At 47.9% G+C, this 9,534-nt stretch carries 15 protein-coding genes and 1 pseudogene; 10 read left to right on the plus strand and 6 right to left on the minus strand.

Annotated features, from left to right (window positions below; genetic code table 11):
- Positions 1-82 precede the first annotated feature (82 nt).
- Positions 83-319: a YebV family protein gene (locus AACS05_RS13435; protein ID WP_167493956.1), complete on the plus strand. Its 237-nt coding sequence runs from the start codon at positions 83-85 to the stop codon at positions 317-319.
- Between the two features lie 103 nt (positions 320-422).
- Positions 423-614 (plus strand): YebW family protein, encoded by a 192-nt coding sequence (locus tag AACS05_RS13440; RefSeq protein WP_045444034.1) that lies wholly within the window; start codon positions 423-425, stop codon positions 612-614.
- Here AACS05_RS13440 and pphA read toward each other — a convergent pair whose 3' ends face one another.
- Positions 615-1,256: a protein-serine/threonine phosphatase gene (pphA, locus tag AACS05_RS13445; protein WP_045444037.1), complete on the minus strand. Its 642-nt coding sequence runs from the start codon at positions 1,254-1,256 to the stop codon at positions 615-617.
- Positions 1,257-1,816: 560 nt separating this feature from the next.
- Here pphA and AACS05_RS13450 point away from each other — a divergent pair.
- Positions 1,817-2,221 (plus strand): DUF1398 domain-containing protein, encoded by a 405-nt coding sequence (locus tag AACS05_RS13450; RefSeq protein ID WP_045444040.1) that lies wholly within the window; start codon positions 1,817-1,819, stop codon positions 2,219-2,221.
- Positions 2,222-2,459: 238 nt separating this feature from the next.
- Here AACS05_RS13450 and AACS05_RS13455 read toward each other — a convergent pair whose 3' ends face one another.
- Positions 2,460-2,792, minus strand: a complete 333-nt coding sequence (locus AACS05_RS13455) for an EmrE family multidrug efflux SMR transporter (RefSeq protein ID WP_045444043.1) — start codon at positions 2,790-2,792, stop codon at positions 2,460-2,462.
- A 433-nt stretch (positions 2,793-3,225) separates the two neighbouring features.
- Here AACS05_RS13455 and AACS05_RS13460 point away from each other — a divergent pair, with 433 nt between their 5' ends.
- From AACS05_RS13460 to AACS05_RS13475, 4 genes and pseudogenes are all read left to right on the plus strand, one after another.
- Positions 3,226-4,074, plus strand: a complete 849-nt coding sequence (locus tag AACS05_RS13460) for an alpha/beta fold hydrolase (protein ID WP_045444046.1) — start codon at positions 3,226-3,228, stop codon at positions 4,072-4,074.
- Positions 4,075-4,216: 142 nt separating this feature from the next.
- Positions 4,217-4,623 (plus strand): annotated as a pseudogene (locus tag AACS05_RS13465) (hypothetical protein); the annotation flags it as partial.
- Positions 4,610-4,870, plus strand: coding sequence for a hypothetical protein (locus tag AACS05_RS25000; protein ID WP_048221302.1), 261 nt, complete (start codon positions 4,610-4,612; stop codon positions 4,868-4,870). The pseudogene AACS05_RS13465 and the gene AACS05_RS25000, both read left to right, overlap by 14 nt.
- Complete coding sequence (locus tag AACS05_RS13475; RefSeq protein WP_223306999.1) at positions 4,867-5,202, plus strand: tyrosine-type recombinase/integrase; 336 nt, start codon at positions 4,867-4,869, stop codon at positions 5,200-5,202. The genes AACS05_RS25000 and AACS05_RS13475 overlap by 4 nt, the downstream gene beginning before the upstream one ends.
- 336 nt (positions 5,203-5,538) lie before the next feature.
- Here AACS05_RS13475 and AACS05_RS13480 read toward each other — a convergent pair whose 3' ends face one another.
- From AACS05_RS13480 to yobA, 3 genes are read right to left on the minus strand one after another with little or no spacing between them, the layout of a single operon-like run.
- On the minus strand, positions 5,539-5,877 hold the full coding sequence (locus tag AACS05_RS13480) for a YebY family protein (RefSeq protein ID WP_045444052.1): 339 nt from the start codon (positions 5,875-5,877) through the stop codon (positions 5,539-5,541).
- 15 nt (positions 5,878-5,892) lie between these two features.
- The gene (gene copD / locus AACS05_RS13485) at positions 5,893-6,765 is read right to left on the minus strand and encodes a copper homeostasis membrane protein CopD (RefSeq protein WP_045444054.1); all 873 of its coding nucleotides are present in this window, start codon (positions 6,763-6,765) and stop codon (positions 5,893-5,895) included.
- Positions 6,766-6,768: 3 nt separating this feature from the next.
- Positions 6,769-7,143: a CopC domain-containing protein YobA gene (gene yobA, locus AACS05_RS13490; RefSeq protein WP_045444057.1), complete on the minus strand. Its 375-nt coding sequence runs from the start codon at positions 7,141-7,143 to the stop codon at positions 6,769-6,771.
- A gap of 144 nt (positions 7,144-7,287) precedes the next feature.
- Between yobA and AACS05_RS13495 the strand changes: the two genes are divergently transcribed.
- The 3 genes from AACS05_RS13495 to exoX all read left to right on the plus strand — a co-directional run bounded on the left by AACS05_RS13495 (position 7,288) and on the right by exoX (position 8,966).
- Entirely contained in the window at positions 7,288-7,518 is a 231-nt protein-coding gene (locus AACS05_RS13495) for a DNA polymerase III subunit theta (RefSeq protein WP_045444060.1), read from the plus strand.
- A 106-nt stretch (positions 7,519-7,624) separates the two neighbouring features.
- Positions 7,625-8,281 (plus strand): carbon-nitrogen hydrolase family protein, encoded by a 657-nt coding sequence (locus tag AACS05_RS13500; RefSeq protein WP_045444063.1) that lies wholly within the window; start codon positions 7,625-7,627, stop codon positions 8,279-8,281.
- 22 nt (positions 8,282-8,303) lie between these two features.
- Positions 8,304-8,966 (plus strand): exodeoxyribonuclease X, encoded by a 663-nt coding sequence (gene exoX / locus AACS05_RS13505; RefSeq protein WP_045444066.1) that lies wholly within the window; start codon positions 8,304-8,306, stop codon positions 8,964-8,966.
- On the opposite strand, the gene AACS05_RS13510 is transcribed toward exoX, so the two are convergent.
- Positions 8,948-9,534 (minus strand): prolyl oligopeptidase family serine peptidase (locus AACS05_RS13510; RefSeq protein ID WP_223307000.1); only part of this gene is annotated, 587 nt, incomplete at its 5' end. The two genes, exoX and AACS05_RS13510, sit on opposite strands and share 19 nt — an antisense overlap.

Here is a 9,534-nt window from a genome sequence, read left to right on the forward strand (position 1 = left end):
CTTTTGCTGACGTTGACTACGCTGAAAAATGGACGACCCAACTGGTCGTACCACAACCAGCAAATCAACGGAGAGCACGATGATGAAAACCAGTGTGCGCATTGGCGCTTTTGAAATCGACGACGCCGAGTTACATGGCGAATCGCCGGGAGACCGAACGTTAACCATTCCGTGCAAATCCGATCCGGATTTATGCATGCAACTGGATGCCTGGGACGCCGATACCAGCATCCCGGCACTCCTTAATGGGGAACATTCTGTTCTATTCCGTCAGCACTACGATCGTAAGTCAGATGCCTGGATCATGCGTTTTGCCTGATTCAAAAAGAACCCGTCGCCAGGCGGGTTATTTCTTTTCTTAATTACCCCCTCGCTTCAACCTCTTCTACACTATCGGTACGGCAGTACAATTTGAGGATGTAATGTTCACGCTGGTTCTTTTTGTTTGCTACCTGGATGGCGGTTGTGAAGATATCGTGGTCGATGTCTACAATACGGAACAGCAGTGCCTTATTTCGATGGACGATCAGCGTATTCGCAACGGAGGATGTCTACCTGCGGATGGCTATATCGACAGTTTCTGGCGCCCGGCGCAGGAATACAGCGATTTTTGATTATTGTAACTGCACCAGCGTAAGCTCACCGCCAAACACCGCGCCGGTATCAATATAGTGCAGGTTATCGATATCCAGCCGATGGCGTAGCGGCGTATGGCCAAACCAAAAATGATCCGCCCCACGTATCCCCCCGCGTTTGCTCATCAACCTTTCGCGATCCCAAAGAACACGTTGTAAATCAACATCTTTCTGCCACTGATAATTCTCGTCAGGGTAATCAGCATGGGCAATAACATGTATACCGGTCTGACAGTGAAGTTCCAGAATCCAGGGTAATTGTTGACAGAATTCAAGTGCGATTCGCGCGCTCGGTTGTGGCGCACGGGTAAACCAGGATCCCCCATTCAGCAACCACAGCAACTGCTCGCCCGTCGCCAGCGCATCCAGTGCCATCTGCTCGTGATTGCCTCTGACCGCCACAACCCAGGTTTTACGCAGTAATTTCAGGCAGCGGAGGCTGTCTGGCCCACGGTCAATAACATCCCCGACAGACACCAACAGATCCTGCCACGGGTCAAAACGGCACTGGCGCAATTTATCCACCAGCATGGAGAAACAGCCGTGGATATCCCCGACGACCCAGACATGACGCCAGCGTGTACCTTCCACTCTCTGGTAGATATTACCAGGCAGCCCCATTTGACCTCCTGCACAGAAAATTATCTACACATTCAGGAAAACCATGCGCGATACTCACATGAGCCTTCCCTTTCAACGCCTTCATGCAGTTAGCCTGTACGAATTTGTTCAGAAAATCTCTGACAATGTCCAGATTATCTGGCTCTAAATGTCCGCCACCATCCGGGTATTTGGATTATCTTCTCCAGCCAGGGAAAATCGTATTTATTCCCCAGAATAATCGACGTAGTTAGAGTATAGTAAAAGAAATCTGAACAAATTAACGAGACGGTTATTATTTTGTTTAAAAACCTCCACATCATTAATTAATGAGAGATTAAAAAACATATTTACAATCAACTTACACTATACGTTCGAGAAGATACTTTTTTACTCCCCAGCTCCGTTTCGCAATGACCGAGATATATACGCAATGTCATCATCATGATGATAACATTCATGGAGCAGGAGTCTGCAGGTTGAATGGGCTTACAAACGGGCACTGGTCTGATCAGATTGAATAGACTAAGCTAATCATGCACACTACGCGCCCTCACAACTAACAAGAGGTTACTTTCCTGATGGATCAGGTTGCCATTCTCCAACAGATGTTCGAGCAAGTGAGAAAGGAGTTAAATTTTTCCTGGTTTTATTCTGAATTGAAGCGACACAACATTGCGCATTATATCTACTATCTGGCTACAGATAACATCAGGATCGTCACGCATAATGACGACGTTTTGTTAATAAGAGGATACAGAAACTTATTAAAAATCAGTACGATTAAGAACGTCGAACTTATAAAAGAAGCGGCACGGATTCATATCTCCGGGAAGTCAACATTTCGGGAGTACTGCATCACACTTGCCAGTGCTGGTGTTTTTCGCTGGGTAACCGATGTCAATGATAATAAACGTTGTTATTATTCTTTTGATAATTCACTTTTATATATTGAAGATATCGAGAACAATAAACCCCTCATATAATGCTTTGGGCCCTTGGTCTGGGGCCCTTAATGGAAACGGCAGAATGTAAAAAATCGCAGGTGCATTTTGCATCTGCGACTGTGAAAATACATCCTGATAGTCAGTTCTCTCAATACGCAGACGTCACCGAAGTTGTTCAGGCTTCGGCAACCTGCTAAGCGTATCAAGTGAGAGGAGGAATTACCCCACACCCGGTTCATGCGGTGATCTTAGAGCCTATCCCATTGGGCTATTTTATTTAATGTACTGCGCTTCGCGATAACAAATTAATAATGAGAACACCTGCACAAATTAGTGCCATTCCGATAATAGCGGGCAAATCCAGTCGTTGCCCATGTATAACCCAGGCAAGAAGACTGATCAGCACAATACCCACACCAGACCAGATAGCATATGCAATTCCTGTAGGTATATGCGCCAGCGTCTGGGAAAGCAGCCAGAATGAAGCACAGTAACACACAATCGTACCAACAGAAGGCCATAGCCGAGTGAACCCATCGGTAAACTTCATTAACGTTGTCCCGGTCACTTCAGCCAGAATAGCCGCACCAAGATAGATATAAGTATTCATAACCATTCATTTTTTAAACAAGACAAAGAAAGATTCTACTATATCTTCACCTTACATGATCTTTTCTTGCTGCAGCTTCTTTCTGTATACATATGTTGCGGTTTCGAAAGAACATGGAAATTCGGCTGTTTTCGAGCTCCTGTGCGCTAAAACCGGGGAGAGCTTCACGGTTAGCGTGATATTAAAAATTATGCTTCATACCTGCCATGGCACAGCTGTCCCTGTACCCCTTATTCCTCATCCGAGCACTATTTGCTGATCTAATTTTCTGCGCAAATGAATTGTGATTGTTAAAAAACGTGTGGTATAACGAATGAACAGCAAAGATCAGAATTCGGACAGATTTCGGGCATAGAACCTTAAGTGTTTGAAATCAAAGTCTGATAAAAAGAGACCGAATAAAGCTTCACGAACAACAAGCCAGGAGTTGGAAGTGACGGTCGGAACAATTCAGTCAGATAAATTTCAGCTTGGATATAAGGTCATTGGCTTAGGGGCTGCGGCAATTATTGTTGGTAGCAACCTGTATTATTCCCGCACTTTCTCGACTGACCTGGCAAAGCGTTTTTGCCTATACTTTATCGATCATCGAGCCTATGCTCCGGCAAGCAAACCCGTTCAAGAGGATGATTTCTCCTTAGATAAGGTCGTTAGTGATATTGAATTGTCTCGTGTTGCCCTTGGCGTTGATAGAATGGCGATCATCGGGCACTCTGGAAACGGATTCATGGCACTGGAATACGCGCGTCTGTATCCTAGCCGGGTATCACATGTAATACTCATTAGCACTCCACCCAATTTGAGCGCCGATCTCAATGATAAATCGGAACAAAGATTCAAGACAGAAGCGTCTAAGCTCCGTCAGGAAATATACGATAAAGAAATATCCCTGCTTTCATCGGATGCAAAAAAGCACCCGCAGGAGCAATTCAAATATCTTCTCCTCCGAACCGGTCCCCGGTCTTGGTTAGACCCATTTTTTGACGCGGCTCCACTCTGGCGTGATGTTATCACGCACGATGTCGGATTTGACTTGCTCTGGGGAAAGGTGTTTCCCGACTTCGATATGAAAAGTGTTGCAGCAGCGATCAGCGCGCCCGTTTTCTTGGCCCTTGGTCGTCACGACTATATCAATCCACCAATCGAATCGTGGAAAGAGTATCAAGGCTATTTCAGAAACATTGAGATCGAAATTTTTGAGAAAAGCGGCCACACGCCGCAACTTGAAGAACCGGAGAGGTTCAACGAGGCCCTGATAAGATTCATTCAACGTCATCAATAGGGATTGTCGCGGAAATACTGATTATCTGACTGGATCGCCGCAATCTGATTTCGTTCAACAATTGCTATCGCAAAACCGTCCTTGCGGCGACGTCTCCATTCATCAGAGCGGGCGCTTTTTTCCGGCATGCCGCCTTTGTAAATCAGTAAACATCGACTCTCTGGCAGATGATTTCCGCGTACGTATCGATACTGTGCAGGATGTTGGCAGCGCCAAAGCACTCCGAACTGATATCGAAAGCGCGAAGGTTACGCTGGGTTCAGCCTTGTTCACCGAATTGAAGAACAAAGCAGTTAAGCGCTATTGCCTGGTGGATGCACATAACAAGGTAGAAGCCGAGATCAACTCCCTGCCTACTCCGAACGAACCGGATGCAGCAGAACGGTTTGGGGAAGTTGAGCGAGTTCTTGTAACGGCGAAAAGTCACAGGGTGGCGAACTGAACGATCAGTTCAGCATCCTCCTGGCAGATATGAAACCGGTAATATGTGGGCTAACTGAGCTGGAATGGGTCGCCCTCCCCTTGAGGAGATGTAATGCGACTGATTAACCGAGGCAATCAGCAATCCCTGTTAGCGCGTCAGGCATGCGACATCAAGCTGGCCATTCATCACGCTCCGGAACTTCACGGTAAAGAATATAAGGTTCAGCCTGATGCCATCTGTGTGGATCCGAGCAAAACGAATCTTCGTCCCAAAAAATCGACAGGAAAGACGCTATTTCTCAGGCCATCGTGGTCAATAACTACATTGAAAGGAATCCGGCAGAGCCGACAAGAACGCCGACGCCCAAAGTGAAGCGTGAGCGTCTTTTGCTTGAGCAGTTCGAGATAATAAGGGATGCCGCAACCGCCCATTCCGAATGGGCTGCAAATGCATGTGGTCTGGCACTTGTCACCGGGCAAAGAAGAGAGGACGTATCGTTGTTCAGATTCAGCGATATCAGGGATTCTACAGAGTTAAAGTTTGGCCCCAACCCTCCTCCTTTCCATGAGATCAGGAGCTTGGCGAGCAGACTGTGTGAAAGGGAGCGTGGAGAGGATTTCGCACAGAGACTGCTGGGGCATAAAAATTTAACAATGACCAAAAAATACCTGGACGCACGCGGTGCAGAATATGTTATGGTTTAGACAGGATATGGAAATTTCGAGTAATTTTCGTGGGGTTTCGTGAAAGCACCGAGAAAACCCAACGAAAATAAGCTCATAAAAAGAGACCGAATACGATTCCTGTATTCGGTCCAGGGAAATGGCTCTTGGGAGAGAGCCGTGCGCTAAAAGTTGGCATTAATGCAGGCTAAGTTACCCTGCCATTTAAGAATAGATGACAGCGCCAGGTTTTCCAGTCCGTGACTAAAGTGGCCTGAAAAAAAGGACGATTGTCACCCGCAACAACGCAAAAACCGCAAGTTCTCCTGAGAGTTCCTTGCGGTTTTTTATTGGAAATCAGAGAGGTATATCTGACAACTAACAGAGCTTTTCTGCACGTTCGATAAACGGCGCAAGGCTCATTTTTTCGCCTGGTTTTGCCGGATCATCAATCTGAATAATGTCGATCGGTTTTGCCGTCGTTTTACCGTTTTCAACCTGCTCTCTGGCAATATCATTCAGTGGGTATTGCACCAACGTGCTGGGATTAATGACATACAGTGCGTTGCCAGGCCGACAGGTCAACATCACCTCTTCACGATTAAACGCCCACTTATCTTTACCAACCTCAAAACGGCTGACGGTAATGACCTGTGGTGCAGCCAGTGCAGCTCCTGAACTTGTCAGGAGTAATAAAGAGATAACTATTTTTTTCATACGTTTGCCAGTCCATCAGAAAGGTTCAAGAGTTGCAAACAGGCTGACAATCGCCAGCACGACAGCCCCTATTCCCCATTCAAGCTTCGTCATCCAGATAAAGTAGAGAGTCATACAGCGGTTATCTTGCTGCATGCGTGGTACGAGAACATACCGATTCACGAGTGCAATCGCCACCATTAGCGCGACCAGGGCACATTTTAACAAAAGCAATTGCCCATACGCTGCGTGCCAGGGGACTGACAAACCGACAATAAACAGCACATTCGCCATGCCGGTAAGCAATACGCCGATAACAAAAAGATGCCCGTAGCGGGAAAATCGCATCATAGCGCTAATAGCCTGCTGTCGCCAACGGCCCTTAGCCATCCTCATACAGTAAATAACTGGCAGCAGGCCGCCAAACCAGGCTGCAGCGCATATCAGATGTAACGCATGATTAAGCTGCTGTATAGCCCGCACGACGCCGTCATGTAGGGTTGCATGTCCGACACCAGCCAATAAGATAAACTGGGCAATTGTCATAATCAGCAACAACCGTGACATGCTGTGCGGCACAATGATAGTTACCACCAGCGTGACCAGCGCGAGAATAATCTGCCATAACCACACGCCACCAAACTGCGTTTGCAGAACCGCTCCCCATATTTCTACAGAGATAACATCCTGCCAGCCCGATCCCATTAATCCACCCTGGATCGCCAACATCAGCGTTGCGCTAATAAAACTCCATGTCGCGGCATGCCGTTGCAAACGCAAAAAGCGGCGCATCATCAAGCGACGGACTGAGACAGGAGCCAGCCATGCACCGTAAAGCGCACAGCCAAATACCAGCATTAAAGTGGTGAAATGGATAAAACGCAGAACGACCCAGGTAAGTGCCAGCATGGTTTATTTCACGCTAAAGGTATATTGCCCTTTCGTCTTGTGACCATCCACTGATACAACATGCCAGTCAACCGTATATTTCCCGGTATCCAGTGACTGAGCGAGCGGAATGATCAGTTGCGTCTTATCTTGTTCATTGCGCGTCGGCTTGCCGGTTTTGATCTGTGTCTGTTTTGGGCCTGTAAGCGTTGCGCCACTGAACGCAGGCTCAACGCCTTCAGAAAAATTAAGAGTCAACGCCTGGGGAGAGGCTATGATCTGCGCATCCGCCTCAGGACTTTGCGTTGTCAAATGCGCATGAGCCAGCGCTGCGGGAGTTGCCAGAGCGGAAGTCAGTGCGATGAGGGCATAGCGAAGTAAAGATGCAGTAGAAAGCATATCAACTATTCCTTTTTGTTATGTCTAATTTGTAGAGAATAACCTTCTACAATGATCGAGTCGAGAATCATCATTTCTGGCTTGCCATTAATGCACTCTCTTAGTAACTTTTGCGCGCCAATGAATAGAGATAAGGAGAAGCCCATGAACATCAACCTGGCTAAACTTGAACAAGATGAGATGGATAAGGTCAATGTTGATCTGGCCGCGGCAGGTGTCGCATTCAAAGAGCGCTATAACATGCCTGTCGTTGCAGAAGTCGTCGAGCGCGAGCAACCTGAACATCTACGCGACTGGTTTCGCGAGCGGCTGATCGCACACCGTTTGGCATCGGTTTCCCTCTCACGTTTACCTTACGAGCCGAAAGTTAAATAAACCTTATATTACGTTACAATTCCTTACATGGTGGCTGCTAAAGTATAAGCACATTCTTAATCTATAATTTAAGGATGATTGTAGACACTATGAAAAGGAAGTCATTATGTCACACTGGAAAATTGCCGCAGCACAGTACGAACCTCTACAGACAACGTTAACAGAACATGTCGCGCATCACCTGCAATTCATCAGAGCAGCTGCCAAATGTCAGTGTGAATTGCTGGTTTTCCCCTCCCTTTCGCTGTTGGGATGCGTCGATGGGGATGATTTTCTTCCGGCACCTCCTGATGAGGCTCTCCTGCAACCTCTGGCCCATGCCGCTGCGAGTTATCGCATGACCATTATTGCGGGGTTACCGGTTGAGCATAACAACCAGTTTGTGAAGGGCATTGCCCTTTTTTCACCCGGACTGGCATCACCGTTAACATTTCATCAGAGCCATGGAGCCTGTATTGCCAGACAGCGAAATACCATAAGCGTTGTCGATACTCAGCCGGAAGGCATTGATATTGACCCTGAGTTTTCGCTGTTCACCACCAGCCAGTGTATCAGCGAACCTGAGCTTCTCTCCTCCACCTCGCGACTGCAAAGTTTTTCGCATAAATTCGCCATTGCAGTGCTGATGGCCAATGCGCGCGGCAGCAGCGCTTTATGGGATGAGCGCGGTCGTTTGATTGTGCGCGCCGACCGCGGTTCACTGCTCTTAACCGGTCAACGCACCTCTCAGGGTTGGCAAGGTGATATCATTCCATTACGCTAGTCGTTTTGGTCAGGAGCTTGGCATGTTGCGCATAATAGATACAGAAACCTGTGGCCTGCAGGGAGGCATTGTTGAGATTGCTTCTGTCGATGTAGTAGACGGACAGATTGTCAATCCAATGAGCCACCTGGTGCGCCCTGACCGTCCCATTAGTCCTCAGGCGATGGCAATTCACCGTATTACCGAATCCATGGTGGCGGATAAACCCTGGATTGAAGACGTCATCCCGCATTATTACGGCAGCGAGTGGTACGTAGCGCACAATGCGAGTTTTGACCGTCGTGTATTGCCAGACATGCCCGGAGAGTGGATTTGCACCATGAAGCTTTCCCGCCGTCTGTGGCCGGGAATTAAATACAGCAATATGGCACTCTATAAATCCCGCAAACTGAATGTACAGACGCCTTCCGGTCTGCATCATCACCGTGCCCTTTACGATTGCTACATCACTGCGGCATTGCTGATCGACATCATAAACACGTCGGGTTGGTCGGCAGAGCAAATGGCCGACATCACCGGTCGCCCGGCACTGTTGACCACATTTACCTTTGGCAAATACCGCGGCAAAGCGGTATCAGAAGTGGCTGAACGCGATCCGGGCTATTTGCGCTGGCTGTTTAATAACCTTGACAGTATGAGCCCGGAACTACGACTAACGCTTAAGCACTATCTCGATAACGCCTGAGTTGTTGCCTGCCCGGGTAGTGTCCCTTGCGCCAGTCCTATCAAAAAAGCGAACTCAAGGGCCACGCCTTCATACGATTTAAAGCGACCAGATTTGCCCCCGTGCCCGGAGTCCATATCCGTACACAGTAGCAGCAGGTGGTCATCCGTTTTCAGCTCCCGCAGTTTCGCTACCCACTTTGCCGGCTCCCAGTATTGCACCTGAGAATCATGTAGCCCGGTGGTGACCAACAGATGTGGATAGGCTTGCGCGGTGACATTATCGTACGGGCTGTAGCTTTTCATGTAAGCATAGTACTCCGCGTCCTGCGGATTACCCCACTCTTCAAATTCCCCGGTGGTCAGTGGAATTGACTCATCCAGCATCGTGGTCACGACATCGACGAACGGTACCTGTGCAATAACACCATGAAACAGCTGCGGGCGTTCGTTAATTGCAACCCCCATTAGCATCCCACCAGCGCTTCCCCCCATGCCATAACACAGTGAAGGTGCACCGTAACCCAGTTTTAATAGTGCCTCGCAAACATCGAGATAATCATTAAAGGTATTTTTCTTTTGCAGAAACT

Source organism: Citrobacter sp. S-77, from assembly GCF_963864895.1.
GTDB lineage: Bacteria > Pseudomonadota > Gammaproteobacteria > Enterobacterales > Enterobacteriaceae > Citrobacter > Citrobacter murliniae.

Bases quoted from the DNA above. Each gene is read 5' to 3' on its own strand.
- AACS05_RS13435 (WP_167493956.1), top strand. From the start codon at position 83: ATGAAAACCAGTGTGCGCATTGGCGCTTTTGAAATCGACGACGCCGAG.
- AACS05_RS13440 (WP_045444034.1), top strand. From the start codon at position 423: ATGTTCACGCTGGTTCTTTTTGTTTGCTACCTGGATGGCGGTTGTGAA.
- pphA (WP_045444037.1), bottom strand. From the start codon at position 1,256: ATGGGGCTGCCTGGTAATATCTACCAGAGAGTGGAAGGTACACGCTGG.
- AACS05_RS13450 (WP_045444040.1), top strand. From the start codon at position 1,817: ATGGATCAGGTTGCCATTCTCCAACAGATGTTCGAGCAAGTGAGAAAG.
- AACS05_RS13455 (WP_045444043.1), bottom strand. From the start codon at position 2,792: ATGAATACTTATATCTATCTTGGTGCGGCTATTCTGGCTGAAGTGACC.
- AACS05_RS25000 (WP_048221302.1), top strand. From the start codon at position 4,610: ATGCGACTGATTAACCGAGGCAATCAGCAATCCCTGTTAGCGCGTCAG.
- AACS05_RS13480 (WP_045444052.1), bottom strand. From the start codon at position 5,877: ATGAAAAAAATAGTTATCTCTTTATTACTCCTGACAAGTTCAGGAGCT.
- copD (WP_045444054.1), bottom strand. From the start codon at position 6,765: ATGCTGGCACTTACCTGGGTCGTTCTGCGTTTTATCCATTTCACCACT.
- yobA (WP_045444057.1), bottom strand. From the start codon at position 7,143: ATGCTTTCTACTGCATCTTTACTTCGCTATGCCCTCATCGCACTGACT.
- AACS05_RS13495 (WP_045444060.1), top strand. From the start codon at position 7,288: ATGAACATCAACCTGGCTAAACTTGAACAAGATGAGATGGATAAGGTC.
- AACS05_RS13500 (WP_045444063.1), top strand. From the start codon at position 7,625: ATGTCACACTGGAAAATTGCCGCAGCACAGTACGAACCTCTACAGACA.
- exoX (WP_045444066.1), top strand. From the start codon at position 8,304: ATGTTGCGCATAATAGATACAGAAACCTGTGGCCTGCAGGGAGGCATT.